A 16,776-nucleotide genomic window follows, 5' to 3' on the forward strand; every position below is an offset into this window, starting at 1 on the left:
CTTGAGGGGCGATGCTCTTGACCGTGCGCCCGTGTGTGTGCGGCCCTTGGTGCGTGGGGAAGATCATGGCTTTCTTCGGGATCACACCAAGATGCATGGCGATATTCTCCGTGTCAGGCGAGACGGCTCCGATGGCTCCCAGGGTCTCAGGTGAAGTCAGCCCCTTGCGCCAGACAATCAAGCCCAATGCCAGTGCCAAAAGCGGCGCTTCTTGGATTGGCTTGAGATCACGGTGGGGGATCAGATCACAGATCGCATGCGACGCGACTCCCGCACCAAATGCTTTTGTGGGGTGCCCGATCAGCCTTCCCAGTGCAGCCCCGACAGCAGCATGAACCCAGGCCATCATTGCTTATTTCACTCCGCGAAGCTCTTTGTAGAGGCGCATGATCTTTTTGACATAACCTTGGGTCTCTTTGTAGGGAGGGACGCCGCCGTGTTTTTTGACGGCACCCTCGCCCGCATTGTAGGAGGCAAGAGTGAGGATAATCTGCTGATCGGTGGCATCGGCGAAGTTAGACGACCCACTGTACTTGTTCAGGCGCTCTTTGAGGAGAAATATCCCCGCCGCAATGTTCTGGATCGGATCGTAGGGGTTGGTAAGCTTGAGGCGCGCCACTTCGTCGGGCATGAGCTGAATCAGCCCCATCGCTCCCGCACGAGAGCGGTCCAAAACCTTAAAGTCCGACTCTGCGATCACCGTGGCGACGATCAGGCGCGGCTCCATGTCCATCTGCTCCGAGTAGGACAAGATGGCGTAGGTGATCTGATTGGCCTCGTTTTCACTCAGGCGCTTATTGTGGTTTCGGATGAAGTCACGGTAGATCGGAAAGACAGCACGGGCACCTGCGGAGAGGTCCTCGTAGCGTGCGGGGCCGATCACGATCTGCTTTTTAGAGGTGGTGGACTTTATCGGCATGCTCCGCGACGAAAGCGTGGCGCGTGATGAGAGCGTGGCACGCGGCGGGGGCGCCGCCTGAATCGCGGCCTTGGCTTGCTTCTGGCGCTCCTGCTCTGCCACCGCACGCTGCGCCGCGAGCTGTGCTTGCTCTTCTTTCCAGCGTGCCTCCAGCGAGCGAATGTCCAGTGCCGACGCGACGGCAATCAGCTCCATCTCTGGTAGACCGATCACGGTGGAGTCGTCGTCGTTGCCTTGGACGATCGTGCAGAGGGCGCGCACTTCCGCCCCCGTCTGGAGCCAGCGTGGCAGGAGAGGCATCCTGAGGGTATGGCTACTGATCCCGACGGTTTTGAGGATAATCAACCCGCCGCCATCGTTGGAGGGGGAGATTCCGACAACCGTGCCCTCGATCTCGACGGCCTTGCCTTTGTAGGCTCCAGGAGTGAGGCGAAGCTTCTCTAGGGTCAGGCCCCAGATCAGAGGTGCAGCGCGGCGCTGCGAGAGATACTGAGCCGTGGGGGAGCTACTGGTCGGCTCCTGAGCTTGCACGGACGAAGAAACCGTGAGAAATGCAAAGACACCGAACAGAAGCAAACCCGCACGGAGAGTCCGGGATTCGAACCCGGGGTAGGGGTTAAGCCTACAACGGTTTAGCAAACCGTCGCTTTCGACCACTCAGCCAACTCTCCTGATCATGGGATTTGTGCTCCTGTTTCGATGTCGCGCCCGTATTCTACCAGATTTTACGCTTCCTGCAACTTTCTGAAGAGTGGACTTAGGGAACTCCCCGCTTTTGCCGATGTATACTGCAGTGGCGCAATAGGTGCGCCACTCATATCCACTTCAGGGAGTTTACGAATCGTTATGAACCGAAATGCAACTTTCGGGCTCGCTTTGGGGCTAACGGGGGCGCTCGTCCTCGTGATCACTGCCTCCGCCAAGCGCGGCCCGCTCAAGATCGGAGAGGTCGTCAAGGCCCCCGTTCTACGAAACATTACCACCGATAAACCGCTGGACATTGCCAGTTTCAAGGGAAAGAAAGTGGTTGTAGGGATCTTCATGCAGAAGAACTGCGGCACCACCTGGAAGTACTACGGCAAGATGGGCGAGATCATCAAGAACTACAAGGCCAAGGGCGTTGAGGTGGTGGGAATCCACAGCAGCACCGGCGAGACCGATGACATGATGCTCTCCGATCTTCAGGCCAAGAACCTGAACATCCCACTCTTAGACGACAAGAAAGACCAGGCTCTCCTCAAGCTCGTCGGGGCAAACTGCTCCCCGACCTTCGTGGTGATTGATAAAGACAGCAAGCTGCGCTACTTCGGTTCCTATGATAAGTATGGGAGTGCTCCCAACTACGTCCCTGATGCGCTAGACGCAGTTCTCGCGGGCAAGCCGGTGAAAACCGCCCAGACCCGCGCCTTTGGCTGAGGGCTCTAAGTACTGCCGCTCGTGAAGCGGCGCAAGAATCCCTCTACTGAAGGTGGAAAATGAAAGAGCGATAGGCTGCATGCCTGTCGCTCTTTTTGTTATACTGTGCTTATGGAACTCTCACCGGAGCAAGTAACCACGACCGTTAAAGCCTGGCAGCCCACGGCTCAGGAGCGCACTTGGGAGAAAATCGGCTGGGCGGCAAGCCTCCAAGACGCGCTGATGTTAGCAAAGAGAGAGAAGCGCCTGGTGTTTCTCTTTACTCTGGATGGCCGTATGCAGCGAGGCCGCTGCTGAGGGGGGGCTTTTGCGACACGGGCCGTGTCGTTCAATGACTCCCGCGTGGTGACGGCGCTGAACTCTCTGACAGTGCCCGTGTATCTCTCCAACGATCTGGTGAAGGGGGCAGAGCAGGCAGCACTGACGAGGATTCATCAAGAGGGCTATGCAAAGAAGCTCTCAGTGGGAACGGTGCACTGCTTCCTCCTGGCTCCTAACGGCACGCTCCTCGACACAATTCATGTGGCAAAAGCCAGTCCCTCGCGCATTTTGGAGATCCTCGAGCGAGGCGCACAGGAGCTGAAAATCCTCTCTGGCAAGCCGCTTATCTCCCCCCAGCCACCCCCACTACCCGCCGTATCAAAAAATGAACGTCGGCTCCATGTCCTCGCCCGGTATCTTGAGAACAAGCCCGATGGCTCGCTTGGGATCGTGACGGGTGGGGGAGGAAACTGGAGTGCCTTGCCGGGGGAAGACTGGCCCGTTTTTGCGGCAGCGGAGCTACAAGCGCTTTGGGAGGGGGATCGCGGTGTGGCCGAGCGGCTGGTCACTTACTTTTATCCCCCCACCGAGAACAATAATCTGGCTCAGAACGTGATTGAGGCGCTGGAGTGGAGCGCCAAAAAGCTCCCTCGGGGTGTGGTTCAGCTCTCGGGGAGCGTGACTCTCAAGCACCCTTTCTACACAAAAGACGATAGCCGACGTGTCCATGCCGCCTTTCAAGGCTATGCCAGCGACGTGCGCTTTGAGCTGGTGACGACCCAGGCGCGGTATGAAAACCTACCGTTTGCGGTGGCCGTGCAGAGGGTCTAGCCAGTAATTTATGGTAGTATTGGGCACATGAGCCAGACAATCCACACGCTCTTGATTGGTCAGCCACAGACACACACCGATGCCAAAGGCGAGTGGCGCACGGCAATCTATCGCACTGCGGTCTCTGGGCCGGTGACGCTGGGATTGCGTGGGCTTGAGGGTGATAAAGTGGCCGACACGAAGCACCATGGCTCGAAAGATCAAGCGGTCTGTGTGCACCCGCTGGCGCACTTTGAGCACTGGAGCGCTGTCTACGGTATGGTTCTTGGCCCCGGCGCGGTGGGGGAGAACTGGACTCTGACGGGCGATGCTGAGACCGTGGTCTGCATTGGAGACATCTACACGGTTGGAACGGCGCGGGTGCAAGTCTCGCAGCCTCGCTTCCCGTGCAGCAAGCAGGAGCGCAAGCTGGGAATCAAGGGCTTCTTGAAGGCGGTGATGGCGACGGGCAAGTCGGGCTGGTATCTAAGAGTGCTCACCCCGGGAACTGTCGAGGCGGGGGCGATGTTGGCTCTGGAGAGTCGTCCTGCACATGGCTTCACAGTGGACGAGGCCAACCAAGCGCTTCTTGGAAAAGAGGTGGACAGGGCGCTGATGGAGCGTGCCCTGGAAATCCCAGAGCTCGCGGCGGTCTGGAAGCGTGGTCTGAGGCGGCGGCTGGCAAGTATCGAGGAGAAGTAAGAAAGCATGGCAACAAGACGGCAACGACGACGGATTAAGCTGATGGTGTGGGGAGCTGTGGTGCTCCTCGCAGTCGTGCTGGCCCTGCTCCCGGTATCGTCGGGGGGCACCCGGAAGCTGCTCGTCGCGAGTGTCTTTTTGGCTTGGGGCGGCGGCCTGCTCCTCTTCTGGGGCTCGATTGTGGGCCGAATCGTCTTTTTACTGCCGCTGGCCGGAGCGATTGGCCTCGCGATGATGCCCTATCGTGCGCCGCAGCCTGAGCGCCTCCAGAGCGTCTACACAGAGTCTCTAAAGCGCTACGAGGGTGTCCGCTATGTCTGGGGGGGCGAGAGCAAGTGGGGCATGGACTGCTCCGGGCTGATCCGCTGTGGAATGATAGATGCGTGCCTCTCAGAGGGCTGGAAGACCAAAGACCTGAGCCTGCTCCGCACCGCTGCCGCTCTCTGGTGGTACGATGCGTCTGCACTGGAGATCGGGCGCGGCTACAACGGGCGCACCTATGTCTTTAAAGAAAACCAGCAGCTCAACACGACCGACTACACCAAACTCCACCCCGGCGACCTGGCCGTCACCGAGAGTGGACAGCACATTCTGGCGTATCTTGGCGAAAATACCTGGATCAACGCCGATCCTAAAGGCCAGTTTGCCGTCGTCAGCAAGACAGCCCCTCAGGAAAAAGACACCTGGTTCAGCACACCCGTTAAACTGGTGCGCTGGTATCGTCTGCAGTAAGTCGCTCACAGCCCCGTGAGAATACGCAGGCGCACCTCGACTTCCTCTAGGCGCTCAGCGGTGAGCACGCCCAGCCGTCGAGTTAGGCGATCTCGCGAGACCGACCGGATGTGCTCCGTCAGGATGTAGCTGGTCGTGGCAAGCCCGCCCTCGGGTGGCTCAACTTCCACATGAGAGCGAATGCTACGGTTCTTGCTACTGAGAGGACACACGATTATCAGGTTTGCTGGGCCAGAGTTGAAGCGATTCACCGAGAGAACCAGTGCGGGGCGTGTTCCCGCTTGTTCATGTCCACGTGTGGGATCGAAGTCTAGCAGCCAGATTTCACCTCGCAGAGGTGCAGAAAGGCTATCCGGCATCGGACCACTCTGGGGAGATCAATCCATCTGACAGAGATTGCTCCCAGAGTTCGCGTTCCCCTTGCTCCTCTTGCCAGGCTTTGGGATTGGCACGTAGGGCTGCAAAATCTTCATTGAGTTTTTCCAGAAAAATATCCTTCTGGTACGCAGAGATCGCCTGATCCAAAACCGTCTGCATGGGTAAGCCTGTTAGAATTGAGAGCTCTTTCAGATTTTTATGGGTTGTGTCCGAGGTTCGAAGAGTCGCCATTGTGTTTCCTTTTGTCTGCAAAAAAAGTATACAAAAAAAGCTACGGATATGCAACAAGCCACTCTGCATCCTCTGCCGTGAGTGTCAGCGCCGCCGCGCCCAAGACTTCTTTCAAGTGCGCTTCCTGCGTGGTTCCAAACAGTGGGAGCGTCGGGATTGGCAGGCTACGGAGCCAGGCAAGCGCGATCTGCGTGGGCGTCGCGCCGTATTTTTCCGCGAGCTGCTCCGCCCGCTCGCGTCTTGCCGCGTTCTTTGGCGTGTCGTAGGGCTTACTTGTCTTTCCGGCAAAGTAGCCACCTGCCGTCGCGGAGTAGAACATCAGGGGCAGACCGAAGTCTAGCTCTGCTTGCGTAAGAGCGCGCGTGGTGGGATCGTCGGTAGTCGCCCAGGTCGGGGTGGCGAGGCTCCCCTGAATCTGGTTCGTGGCAAAACCACGCCAGCCTCGCTCCCGTGCGACGGTGTTGGCCTCCGTTATTCGCTCCACCGACCAGTTGCTCACGCCAATCGCACCCAGTCTTGGGTCTTGGAGAGGCTCCAGAATCTCCCCGACAGGCGTCTTGCCATCGTCACGGTGGAGCAAGTAGAGCGGGATGCGCTCCACCCCAAGCCGCTCGATACTCTCCGTAATATCTTGCTGAATGACTTCCGGGGCGAGAAAGTGCTTCGGGCGCGGGTACTCCATCCCAAACGCAGGGTGACCGCCCTTGGTGACGATAAACGCGCTCTCTAAAACCCCGAGCTGCTTCAAGACGCGCCCCAGCTCCCGCTCGCTTGCCCCCACACCGCCGGGAGTCCAGCAGGCATAGACATGCGCTGTGTCAAAGACATTCCCACCCGCCCCTAAGTAAATCGCCACATGGCGCGTTGCCGCCTCGCCCGTGAGCACTGTCCCCAAACTGCCCGCGCCGTAGCCCAGTGGAAATAAATCCTCGAAGATCATACCGCCACATTCCCGGCGTGCGGGTAAAATACCTCCATGCAGCAAGTGCAACAAGAAGAACGGATGCTACAGCATACGCTGACTCGCAAAGAGGCATGTCTGAGTATCATTTTTCCAGTCTGCATGGCTTCACTGTGGGGCTTTTTGCTACTCTCGGGGACGAATCGCTGGTCTATGGCACTGATGAATGGTGTCTTATTTGCGATGTATCTTGCTCAGACACTCGGGGCGGTTCGCAACACGTGGCGAGTTTGGCGCGGGGAGACGGTTCTGGTTACGACGAAGCCAATGACGCCGATCATCTTCGTCTGGGCTTTTGCAGCGATTTTCACGACTGCTTTTTGTTTGATTGCTCTTGTCGCGGCACTGTTAACGCTGGGCGCGATCACGAAGGGAGCCCCTTGGTTCCTTTCCCCTCTCTGTTTAGTTGCAGGCATACTCCTAGGCCTTGCCGCACATGGTGCATTCCGACGACTACGCCAGACGCAACATGGAGCCATTACCACTATTACTCCACAGCCAGAGCGCTCTGAGCGCTGGTGGACGCGTAACGACTCTCGGCCCTGATGCTTCAAGATAAATAAATGACATCGGCAAAAACAAGAGAAGGTACCTGAGTCTATCCAGGTACCTCCTCCGAAACGACTAACGTACAACCTGCCCCGGTCGCTTGTCACTCCACGTACAAAAACTCGTTGGCGGCGAGAAGCGTCTGGCACCAGGCGGCCCAGGCACGCTCAACGGGCACTACTTGTGAGGCACGGGCCAGGAAGCGCTTGGCAGTGATGAGCTCGCCGGGCAGGGGGAGACGCTGGAACGCACGCTGGTAGGCGGCGCGTATCTTTGCGTCATCGTCGCCAGTGAGTGACTTCTCGAACGCTTGTGCCTGCGCCATCACGAGCGGGCTATTGAGCAGGTAAAGCGCCTGTGGGGAGACCGTGGTGGCCGTGCGCTTGGCATTGACCATGCTCGGATCGCCGAAGTCAAATGTCCCGAAAAAGTCGTAGACAGCGTTGCGGATTACGGGGAGGTAGATCGCGCGGCGCGGGGCATCGTACTGGGCTTTGTTGGCCGACTGGTCGTTGGTGACATAGTCGTAGTTCTTGCTTCCCAGGAGCGAACCGCCCATGGTGGGGTCCATTGTCCCCGCCACATAGAGCAGGCTGTCACGAAGCGGCTCGGCATCCAAGCGCCGCCGGTTCTGTCGCCAGAGGAGCTTGTTCTCGATGTCCTTTTTCTGCCCGACGGGATCGGAGTAGCGGCTGGTGCGCTGGTAGGTATCCGTGAGGACGACGCGGCGGATGAGCTTCTTGAGGCTCCAGCTATCATCCGTGACAAACGAGGTCGCAAGATAGTCTAGCAGCGCGGGATTGCTGGGCTTGTCGCCGCGAATCCCCCAGTTATCTGCAGTTCCGACGAGTCCTTCACCAAACAGGTGCTGCCAGACTCGGTTGACTGCCACACGCGCGGTCAGCGGGTGATCGGGCCGTGTCATCCAGAGAGCCAGCTCTTTACGACCACTGGACTTGGTGTCCTCTAAAGGCAGACGCTTGCCGCCGCAGAGGACGCCAGGAAAGCCACGCTCAACCACATCGCCGAGGTTTTGCGTATCGCCCCGGATATGGACTTTCACGTCTTCCGCCTTAGTCGCCTCGGTGACACACATCACACTCGGCGGAGTGGGCTTCTTGGCCTCAAGAGCCTTGAGCGAGTCCTGAGCCGTCTTGAGCGCCTTCTCCGCTTGTGCCAGATCAGGGCCAGCGGCGTTTGCGTTGGCCGGAATCAAGGCGATACGGGAAAAGTGGGGAATGGCTCCGTTGCGCTCGATACGCACGGTGCATACCCCTGCCTCCAGTAGCTGCACTCCTGCTTGCTCCCAGCGCTGGTCTTCGTCGTTCCAGCCACCCGTCACGCCGGCTGCGATCTTCTTGCCGACATTTTTCCCCGCCACGGTCAGGACCACCGGGCGCGCTTCCTCGGCGGCGTAGCGCAGGTAGATCTTGTAGCGCCCGGCGGTCGGAACCGTAAAATCCCACTCCGCCACGCTCGGGGAGCCGTCGGAGTTGATGCTTTTGGGGCCGTAGCGCTCCTTGGCGAGGTGCTCGCCGCGCACGTAGGCTGAGGCATCGGCAAAGAGCCCCTTACCACTGCCATTCAGCGCACTATCAAGCTGCTTCTTGGCTTCGTCCACCGCCTGCTTTGTCGGGCCAATGTTCTTTTCGTAAGAAGCCAGCTCGGCTTTGAGAGTGGGGCTAGAGAGGGGACGCTCGTACCAGCGGGCCACGGTGTTGGTGGTCTCCATTGTCCGTGTGGACTTGAAAATCCCCGCCATGGCGTAGTAATCTTTGGTGGAGACGGGGTCGAACTTGTGGTCATGGCAGCGGGCACAGGCCACGGTGAGGCCCATCACGGACTTGCTCACCACCTCGATCTGCTCATCCACGATATCCATCACCATCTTGGCTTTGTCGGGCTCTGCCAAGACCTTAGGGCCGAGCACCAGGAACCCCGTCGCGGTGAGGCGTGCGGCATCTTCCTCTTCGTTACCTGTGGCCATCAGATCGCCCGCAAGCTGCTCGCGGATAAAGGCATCGTAGGGCAGGTCGCGGTTGATCGCTCCGACCACCCAGTCGCGGTAGCGCCAGGCATTGGCATGCGCGGTGTTCTCATCTAGGCCGTTAGAGTCCGCGTAGCGCGCCACATCCAGCCAGTGTCGTCCCCAGCGCTCCCCAAAATGCTTGGAAGCCAGTAAGCGATCCACTTGCTTGGCAAAGGCGTTCGGCGAGGCATCCGCCAGAAACGCAGCCATCTCGGCGGGTGTTGGTGGCAGGCCAATTAAGTCAAAGCTCGCGCGTCGCAGCAGGGTTCGCTTGTCTGCCTTTGGCCCCGGCACGATCCCCGCCTTTGCCAGCGAGCCCAGCACAAAAGCATCAATGCCACTACGATCTACGGGGGGCTCCAAGGGCCGCTTGGGCGCAATAAACGACCAGTGCAGCTCGTTCTTTTTGGGAGCCACAGGGGCGGCGAGAGGCCAGCCCGCGCCCTCTTTGACCCACTGCTCCACACTGGCAATCTCCGTGTCGCTCAGCTTGCCTTTGGGTGGCATGACGGGCAGTCCACCTTCGGCACGCATGCGCTTGAGCGCATCGTGAGCCGTTGCTGCTGAGAAAGGCTTGGTCAGATCCAGCCCTGACTGTGGGGCTGAGCCACCATGGCAGATCCCACACTTTGCGAGCAGCAGAGGACGGATTTTTGCCTCAAAATGTGCCGACTGGGCGGGTGAAAGCTTGGTGGAGCTAGGCTGGGTCTGAGCGAGGGCAAGGCCCATCAATCCCAGAACGGGAATAACAGAAGCAAAGAGCGACAACTTCATAGGGTTATTATACGACGATTATTTTGCGGATGTGAAGGTTAATTTGATACTATTTATTTCTGTACACTATGCCTATGAAAATCCGAGACTTTCGTATCCACTCTATCGCCATCTCCGACCCGCCGCTGCGCTCGTCGTTTGGCCTGCATGCCCCGCTGGCGCTCCGAACCGTGATCGAGCTTGAGAGCGTTGAGGGAGTGATTGGGATTGCGGAGACTCATGGCGGCGAGGGACCCGCCAAAGCCCTCGAAAGCCTGCGCGGGCGGGTGATCGGCCAAGATGCGACACGGCTCTTTGTCTCGCTGATGGATCTGCGGGGCCAGGGTGAGTATCGCATGGCACTGGCGGCGCTGGAAGTGGCAAGCCTGGACCTGATCGGAAAGACAGTTGGCCTGCCGGTGCATGCGCTCCTCGGGGGGAAAGTCCGCGACGAAGTCCCGTTCTCTGCCTACGCTTTCTACAAGCATGCCTGGGGCGAGTCCAAGTATGGCGAGGCGCTCACGCCCGGGGGCTTGGTCACACAAGTTCAGCAGCTGATCGCCGACTATGGCTTTGGCTCCGTGAAGCTCAAGGCGGGGGTTTTAGAGCCCGACGAAGAGATCGAGACGATCAAGCTGCTCCGGCAGACGTTTGGCAAAAACGTGCCGCTGCGCATTGACCCGAACTGTGTCTGGAGCGTCGCCACTTCTATTCGTGCTGGGAAGGAACTTCGGGAAGAGCTGAGCGGTGGGGGCTACTTGGAAGACCCTGCTCAGGGCATGGCCGACATGGCCGCGGTTCGGGCGGGCTTACTCGCCGAGGGAATCGAGACACCACTGGCCAGCAACATGGCCGTCACGTCGTTTGAGACCCTCGCAGAGTCGTATAAAACCGATGCCTGCCAGGTGGTCTTGGGGGATCACCACTACTGGGGCGGCCTGCGTGCGGTTTTAGAGCTGGGCCGGGTCTGTGAGACGCTAGACATCGGACTCTCGATGCACTCCAACAGCCACTTAGGCGTTTCGCTGATGGCCATGGCCCATGTCGCCGCCGCCACGCGCCAGCTGAGCTATGCGTGCGACACCCACTACCCCTGGCAAAACGCCGCCGACGAGATCGTCGCGGAGGGCCGAATTCCGATTGTCGGTGGCAATGTCCGCGTCTCCGATGCTCCTGGCCTTGGTGTCACACTCAACTACGACAACTTAGAGAAGCTCAAAGAGCGCTACGCAAAGAGCCCGATCCGCGCCCGCGACGATGTCGCTGAGATGCGCCAGCACGTCGACCCAAACTGGGAGCGCCGTCGCTGGTAGTTATTTTTGGAGTACAATTGCAACATGACCACACCTGATGCGCTTCGCGCCCAGCTCTCCGGGGTGATTGCCTTTCCTGTAACACCCTTTCACGACGATCTGTCTCTGAACGTAGAGGGCCTGCGACATAACCTGCAAGCCCTGAAAGATGCCCCCATCTGCGCGGTTGTTGCCGCCGCCGGAACGGGGGAGTTTCACACGCTCTCGCCGGATGAACTACGCCAGGTGATCGAGGTGACGGTTGCGGAGCTGGGGGGGCGCGTTCCCGTCCTCGCGGCGACGGGGATCAATACGGCGCTTGGGGTGCAGCTTGCTGCGCAGGCACGGGAGCTTGGCGTGGATGGGCTCCTTCTTTTTCCGTCGTACTATCCCACGGCGGATGAGGATGCCCTTCTTGCCTACTACAAAACCCTCGCCGATGCCACGCCGCTGGGGGTGCTGATCTACTCACGCGATAGCTTCAATCCCACGCCAGGTTTTGTCCAGCGCCTCGCCGACGCGATTCCCAATCTCATCGCGCTCAAAGACGGCCAAGGCGACACGCGGCGCTTGCAGCAGATCATGCACAAAGTGGGGGAGCGTTTGCTCTGGATCGGCGGGGCAGGCGACGATGCGGTGCCGGGCTACTACAGCATCGGGATTCGCACCTACACATCCAGCATTGCTAATCTCTCGCCCAAAATTTCCCGCCAGCTCCACGAGACGGCAGCCGCAGGCGACAGCGCGACGCTTGCGCAGCTCATGGCGCACTACGTCCTGCCGCTCTATGCCTTCCGTGCTCGCCGTAAGGGCTACGAGGTCTCGGTGATGAAGCGCCTCATGGAGAAGATTGGCCTTGTCGGTGGCCCGGTTCGCCCGCCCCTTGCCGATCTGCGAGAGCCTGAGTACGCCGAGCTCGAAGCCCTTGCCGCCATCTGGCGCTAGATAAAGCCGCGCTGCTTGAACCAGCGGGCGCACTGCTCGGGCCAGGCGAGGGTCTCGGGGAACTTCGCCGAGCCCAGGCCAACGCCGTGCGGGGCGTGCTCGTAGACCTGGAGCGCGAACGGGACGCCGTTGGCGGCCAGCGCGGAGGCAAAGAGCAGGGCGTTCTCCACGGGCACCACGGCATCATCGGCAGTGTGCATGATAAAGCAGGGCGGCGTGTTCTTCGTGACTTTTAAGTGGTTGGAGAGCTCTTTGACAAGCTCCGCCGGGGGACTGTCGCCCAGTAGGTTGCGCCGGGAGCCCGCATGCGCCGCCTTGCCTTCCATCGTGATCACCGGATAGACCAGCACGGCAAGATCGGGGCGGTCTTCTGGGCCGCTGAAGTGGGTCGCGGCGGTGCTGGTGAGGTGTCCGCCTGCGGAAAATCCGAGAATTCCAACACGCTTCGGGTCCACGCCCCACTCTCGGCCCTTGCTGCGCACCATTTTGATTGCAGTGAGGGCATCGGTCAGCTCGGCGGGATGGTGGTACTTCGGGCCCAGTCGGTACTTCAGCACCACGGCAAAGACCCCGAGAGTGTTGAGCCACTTGGCAATCGGCTCGCCCTCGTGCGCGGCGAGCCCCCCGTAGCCGCCGCCCGGACAGACGACCACGGCAGCGCCATTGGGCTTGTCGGGGGGATAGAGCGTGAGAGTCGGGGTGTCTTCCAGGCCAGTGCCTTGTGCGAACGGCACTTGGCCGTCAGGATAAAGAGGGATAACGGTGTTCATACCCCGTATTTTACCGCGCTCTGGACGGCGCTGAGGAGTTTCTCGCAGGCATCGTCGTTGCTGGAGGGGATGAAGCAGACATAGCTCATGCCCGACTCGCGGGTGAGGGCGTAGTGTGTCTCGCCGGAGCCGGTGCCGGTGTGGGCGAGGCCGCCGTCTCTGAGCATCCAGCCGAGGCCGTAGCTCTCTTGTGCGTTTCGGCGGATAAGCTGGCGCTGGGCGGGCGTGACCGAGAGCAGGAGCTTGAGAAAGTCGGGGGCGCTCATGCAGCCCGCGCCGCAGGTGTCCGCGCTTCCTACCGCCTCATGAGCAAGGCTGGTAAAACGATCTCGAACGGGCGTATGGGCTCCCGTCTCTTTGTCGAAGTGCTGCGGGGTGAGAAGCGGGGACATGCCACTGTCGTAGCGCTTTTGCTCTGCGGGAGAGAGATAGGTTGCGACAAAGTAGCTCTTAATGCCCAGCGGGTCGAGCAGGCGCGTTTGGATGAACTTATCCGGGCGCTGGCCGGTGACACTCTCCAAGATTCGTCCGAGAGACTGGTAGCCGACATTGGAGTAGAGGAAACTCGCGCCAGGAGCAAAAAGAAGCGGCTCGGTGAGGGCCTGCTTGACCCGCTCGGCCTCGGTTGGGGCGCGAAGGCCCTCCGGGAACTTGGCAGGCAAGCCGCTCCGATGCGTGAGCAGGTGGAGCAAGGTGATGCGTGGGTCGCAAGGCAGCCACTGGGCCGCAGGGTCACTCAGGCGGAGCTTGCCTTCTTGGACGAGCACCAGAAACGCCTGTGCCGTGAGCGGCTTGCAGAGGCTACAGAGCATCGCGGGTAGAGTCGGCGCAATGGGCTTGCCGTCTTGCAGGCCGTAGCCACGGGCGAGAGGTGGTTTTCCCGGTTGGGCGACGGCCAGAATCAAGCCAGGAACACGGGTCTCACGAAGCGCACGCTCTAGCCGCGTGTCTAGCGCCTGTTGGCTAGAGGCCGACACGCGAGACAAACTCCGGGACGCCTGTGATGCCAGGAATGGTCAGGCGAAACAGTGCCCCAGCGAGTGCGCCGTCGGTCTCTTTCTGGTGTCCGCCTGCGGTGGTCACAAACATCTGGTCGTAGCTCGGGCCACCAAAAATCACCGACGAGACTTTCTTTACCGGAAAGGGAATGCGTGCAAACTCTCTACCCTGCGGCGTGTAGCCCACCAGGCAGCTCCCATCCCAGCGGGCGCTCCAGAGATTGCCCGCCGCGTCCACCGTCATGCCATCTGGGACACCGCCGCCTTCTTCGGCCACGATAAAGGGACGCTGTCGTGTGAGATTGCCTGTGGTCTTGTCGTAGGCAAAGCGGTAGATGGTTCGGGCTGCACTGTCGGTGTAGAACAGAAACTTATGGTCTCGGGTAAAGCCCATCCCATTGGAGCAGCCGATCTCATCGAGGAGCTTGGTGATGGTGCCTTCTTCATTGAGCCGGTAGAGTCGCCCTAGGCGATTCTCTGTGGGCATGGTTCCACAATAGACACGTCCCTCTGTGTCGACACACACGTCGTTGAAGCGCGTCTCGGTTTCCTCCGAGATCTCTTCCACCAGATAGTCTAGCTTTTCTCCGGGGCTCCAGTAGGCAATCGCTCCGCCGTCCATGAACAGCAAGAACTGACCGTCTTCTTGGAGCGTGAAGCCGCCCACGGGCCGTCCGATCTCAAATACCTCATGGTGATGGGTGGTTAAGCTGTAGCGAAACAGCCGACCATTGGGGATGTCGGTCCAGTAGACGGCATTCTCTCTCGGATGGTAGAGAGGCCCTTCTCCGGTATGGCAGGCATAGTCTGCCAGAGGCTCTAGCTCAAACTCCATTATTACTTCCAATTGTACCGTTTTATTGGTTGTTCTTAACGGAGTCTTTTTCCCACATCGTCTCCGCCCCGTGAACGGGGCGTCGAGTAGCACTTCGTGCTAGAAAGCCCATTCTGGGCTGGGAAAGCAACTCGGTAGCCCGGCACGGGCTTTCCAGCCGAGGCACGAGGCTAACACACGCCCCGTTCACGGGGCGGCATGGGACGAGATCCGGGCCGCGCAAGAGACGGACTGGGAGACTCTAAAAACGCGCTGGCAGCCCGTCCACAACGCGCTTTCGTCGGAGTTTCGCAAGCTCGCGCCCAAAGAGTGAGGCCACCAAAACCTACCATACCCACCCGGCTCCGTTCGTCCCTCACGACACCACCCCCGCCGTGCAGGAAGCCCTCGAAGCCCTCAATGCCTGGGTGATGCAGTACCGCAAACTCGCCCGAATCGCCCTTCGTGCCACCCCACAGCTCCTAGAGAAACTGGGCATGAAGGCGTAACGATTTGCCGCCGGTTAAAACCGGCGTCTGCAGTAGCCTTCGGCCGCAAAGCCCGTGCCGGGCTGGGGAGATAGATTCGGTAGCCCGGCACGGGCTTTGCGGCGCGAAGCGCCATTGCTGACGCCCCATTCCATGGGGCGGTATAATTCCCCGTTATGCGTGTCACCCAGGTCGCCTTGCGACCCACTGAAGCCTCCAACTCCGCCGGTCGTCCGGCGCTCACTCCTGAGCTACTCGCCGCCACGGGCGCACGGTACTCTCGCTCCAACGAAGGGCTGGAGGTGATTCTCTCTCGGATTGATCCGAATAATCTGGATAAGTCTGTGGACGGCATCTTCAAGATGGTTGATTACGGTCATGCCTCGATTGCCGATCTTACGCCAGTGGCACTTTTCATAGATGGCATCTCGATGTGGCTTGCCTACGAGCTTTTCCGCATCAGCCCGACGGCGGGGGGGCAGGAGAGCAGCACGCGCTACATCAAGCTCGACGAAGACGGCTTGCTCTCTGCAGACGAGCTAGGGATCACCGATGGCGCGGCGTGGCAGGAGCGCATGGGCGCGGCGTTTACGGCGTACCGTGAAGCGCTGGCGTACTGGGAGCAAGTGGCCTTAGACGAGCCCGAGCGCGTTCGAATCCCGGCGGGAGTCAACGAGAAAGCGGCGGCGCGGATGCGGCGCAACTTCGCCTTTGACCGGGCACGCTACTTTCTGCCGGTTGCCGTGCGCACCAACGCCATGCTGGTTCAGTCGGCGCGGGCTTGGGTGAGCGTCTGCCAGCATCTCTTATCGCACCCTCTGCCCGAGGCCGTGCGCTGCGGCGAGCGGATACGAGACGAGCTGGGGCTTTCCGCACCACGGCTTATCAAGCACGCCAAGAAGCTGGAGAGCATGGCAGCGGGGCACGCTGCGGAGCGAGCCCATGCACAGCGCTTGCTAGGAGCGCTGGGCACGGGAGCCGCGACACTGGACGTGCTGCTGCCCTCGGGGCCGATTGACTTTGTCGCCGATCTCGCCCAGCACGATAACCGCTATGCCTATATCGGCGAGGGGCTCCGTCGAACAGCGGTGCGCTTTGCCTGGGACGGGGTCGCCTTTGCCGAGATTCGCGATCTGAACCGCCACCGCACCGGCACCAAGTACTGTCCGCTGGTGCCCGTCGGATTCTACGCGGCGCAGGACGAGAGCATGCGCACGCTCCAGTGGCAGCCGGTGGGGGAGAGCGCAAACGATGCCGCCATCGGGAAACTTTTAGCCAGCGATCCGACCTATCTCTATGAGACGCTCCTCGGGACGCAGTTTCCGTTTGAGCACACCACAACCGCCGATAAGTTTCTCTACGAAGCGGAGCTGCGCACGGGGACAGGGGCGCACTATCGGTATGCCAAGCACCTGCGGGATGTTCTGGCCCTCTGGTACGAGAAGTTCCCCCAGACCAAGGGGCTCGTGCTGGAAGGCAGCGCCGAGCCCGAGTAATATTGAGATGCTCATCCGCCGCCTGCCCACTTCAGAGCGCGTTGTCGCGCTGACTTTTGATGCCTGCCAGACCCTCAAGCCTGCAGGCTACGCACCACAGATTATCGCAACGCTACGCAAAGAGCAAGTCCCGGCGACGCTGTTTCTCGGGGGGCGCTGGATGGAGTGGCACGCTGATATCACGAAGAATCTGGCCCATGATCCGCTCTTTGAGATCGGGACGCACAGCTAT

Annotated in this window: 18 protein-coding genes, 1 tRNA gene and 1 pseudogene; 10 read left to right on the forward strand and 10 right to left on the reverse strand. The window is 60.1% G+C overall.

Annotated features, from left to right (window positions below):
• The 3 genes and pseudogenes from AC1XOS_RS09305 to AC1XOS_RS09315 form a co-directional block, all read right to left on the reverse strand.
• Positions 1–349 (reverse strand): annotated as a pseudogene (locus AC1XOS_RS09305) (hypothetical protein); the annotation flags it as partial.
• 3 nt (positions 350–352) lie between these two features.
• Entirely contained in the window at positions 353–1,495 is a 1,143-nt protein-coding gene (locus AC1XOS_RS09310) for a lytic transglycosylase domain-containing protein (RefSeq protein WP_481961943.1), read from the reverse strand.
• 7 nt (positions 1,496–1,502) lie between these two features.
• Positions 1,503–1,590: transfer RNA gene (locus AC1XOS_RS09315), tRNA-Ser, on the reverse strand.
• Between the two features lie 175 nt (positions 1,591–1,765).
• Here AC1XOS_RS09315 and AC1XOS_RS09320 point away from each other — a divergent pair.
• The 5 genes from AC1XOS_RS09320 (at position 1,766) to AC1XOS_RS09340 (ending at position 4,840) form a co-directional block, all read left to right on the forward strand.
• The gene (locus AC1XOS_RS09320; RefSeq protein ID WP_481961944.1) at positions 1,766–2,335 is read left to right on the forward strand and encodes a redoxin family protein; all 570 of its coding nucleotides are present in this window, start codon (positions 1,766–1,768) and stop codon (positions 2,333–2,335) included.
• 111 nt (positions 2,336–2,446) lie between these two features.
• Entirely contained in the window at positions 2,447–2,632 is a 186-nt protein-coding gene (locus AC1XOS_RS09325) for a hypothetical protein (RefSeq protein ID WP_481961945.1), read from the forward strand.
• A gap of 24 nt (positions 2,633–2,656) precedes the next feature.
• Positions 2,657–3,427 (forward strand): hypothetical protein, encoded by a 771-nt coding sequence (locus AC1XOS_RS09330; RefSeq protein ID WP_481961946.1) that lies wholly within the window; start codon positions 2,657–2,659, stop codon positions 3,425–3,427.
• 27 nt (positions 3,428–3,454) lie between these two features.
• Positions 3,455–4,108: an MOSC domain-containing protein gene (locus tag AC1XOS_RS09335; RefSeq protein ID WP_481961947.1), complete on the forward strand. Its 654-nt coding sequence runs from the start codon at positions 3,455–3,457 to the stop codon at positions 4,106–4,108.
• A gap of 6 nt (positions 4,109–4,114) precedes the next feature.
• Entirely contained in the window at positions 4,115–4,840 is a 726-nt protein-coding gene (locus AC1XOS_RS09340; RefSeq protein WP_481961948.1) for an NlpC/P60 family protein, read from the forward strand.
• A 5-nt stretch (positions 4,841–4,845) separates the two neighbouring features.
• On the opposite strand, the gene AC1XOS_RS09345 is transcribed toward AC1XOS_RS09340, so the two are convergent.
• The 3 genes from AC1XOS_RS09345 to AC1XOS_RS09355 are packed head-to-tail and all read right to left on the reverse strand — an operon-like array spanning position 4,846 to position 6,389.
• Complete coding sequence (locus AC1XOS_RS09345) at positions 4,846–5,199, reverse strand: type II toxin-antitoxin system PemK/MazF family toxin (protein ID WP_481961949.1); 354 nt, start codon at positions 5,197–5,199, stop codon at positions 4,846–4,848.
• Positions 5,189–5,449: a toxin-antitoxin system protein gene (locus AC1XOS_RS09350; RefSeq protein WP_481961950.1), complete on the reverse strand. Its 261-nt coding sequence runs from the start codon at positions 5,447–5,449 to the stop codon at positions 5,189–5,191. The genes AC1XOS_RS09345 and AC1XOS_RS09350 overlap by 11 nt, the downstream gene beginning before the upstream one ends.
• Positions 5,450–5,489: 40 nt before the next feature.
• Complete coding sequence (locus tag AC1XOS_RS09355; protein WP_481961951.1) at positions 5,490–6,389, reverse strand: aldo/keto reductase; 900 nt, start codon at positions 6,387–6,389, stop codon at positions 5,490–5,492.
• Positions 6,390–6,512: 123 nt separating this feature from the next.
• Between AC1XOS_RS09355 and AC1XOS_RS09360 the strand changes: the two genes are divergently transcribed.
• A complete protein-coding gene (locus AC1XOS_RS09360; RefSeq protein ID WP_481961952.1) occupies positions 6,513–6,956 on the forward strand; it encodes a hypothetical protein in 444 nt (147 codons plus the stop codon).
• 106 nt (positions 6,957–7,062) lie between these two features.
• On the opposite strand, the gene AC1XOS_RS09365 is transcribed toward AC1XOS_RS09360, so the two are convergent.
• Positions 7,063–9,762: a DUF1549 domain-containing protein gene (locus AC1XOS_RS09365; protein WP_481961953.1), complete on the reverse strand. Its 2,700-nt coding sequence runs from the start codon at positions 9,760–9,762 to the stop codon at positions 7,063–7,065.
• Positions 9,763–9,836: 74 nt separating this feature from the next.
• Here AC1XOS_RS09365 and AC1XOS_RS09370 point away from each other — a divergent pair, with 74 nt between their 5' ends.
• Positions 9,837–11,054, forward strand: coding sequence for an enolase C-terminal domain-like protein (locus AC1XOS_RS09370; protein ID WP_481961954.1), 1,218 nt, complete (start codon positions 9,837–9,839; stop codon positions 11,052–11,054).
• Between the two features lie 24 nt (positions 11,055–11,078).
• The gene (locus AC1XOS_RS09375; protein WP_481961955.1) at positions 11,079–11,978 is read left to right on the forward strand and encodes a dihydrodipicolinate synthase family protein; all 900 of its coding nucleotides are present in this window, start codon (positions 11,079–11,081) and stop codon (positions 11,976–11,978) included.
• Here AC1XOS_RS09375 and AC1XOS_RS09380 read toward each other — a convergent pair.
• The 3 genes from AC1XOS_RS09380 to AC1XOS_RS09390 are packed head-to-tail and all read right to left on the reverse strand — an operon-like array spanning position 11,975 to position 14,581.
• Positions 11,975–12,748, reverse strand: coding sequence for an alpha/beta hydrolase (locus tag AC1XOS_RS09380; protein WP_481961956.1), 774 nt, complete (start codon positions 12,746–12,748; stop codon positions 11,975–11,977). The genes AC1XOS_RS09375 and AC1XOS_RS09380 overlap by 4 nt on opposite strands.
• Positions 12,745–13,725 (reverse strand): serine hydrolase domain-containing protein, encoded by a 981-nt coding sequence (locus tag AC1XOS_RS09385; protein ID WP_481961957.1) that lies wholly within the window; start codon positions 13,723–13,725, stop codon positions 12,745–12,747. The genes AC1XOS_RS09380 and AC1XOS_RS09385 overlap by 4 nt, the downstream gene beginning before the upstream one ends.
• Positions 13,712–14,581: an SMP-30/gluconolactonase/LRE family protein gene (locus AC1XOS_RS09390; protein WP_481961958.1), complete on the reverse strand. Its 870-nt coding sequence runs from the start codon at positions 14,579–14,581 to the stop codon at positions 13,712–13,714. Before AC1XOS_RS09390 ends, AC1XOS_RS09385 begins: the two co-directional genes overlap by 14 nt.
• A 643-nt stretch (positions 14,582–15,224) precedes the next feature.
• On the opposite strand from AC1XOS_RS09390, the gene AC1XOS_RS09395 reads away from it, so the two are divergent.
• Entirely contained in the window at positions 15,225–16,544 is a 1,320-nt protein-coding gene (locus AC1XOS_RS09395) for an FAD-dependent thymidylate synthase (RefSeq protein ID WP_481961959.1), read from the forward strand.
• 7 nt (positions 16,545–16,551) lie between these two features.
• The coding region (locus AC1XOS_RS09400) for a polysaccharide deacetylase family protein (protein ID WP_481961960.1) at positions 16,552–16,776 on the forward strand (225 nt) is incomplete at its 3' end.

It is taken from the genome of Armatimonas sp. (genome assembly GCF_964826245.1).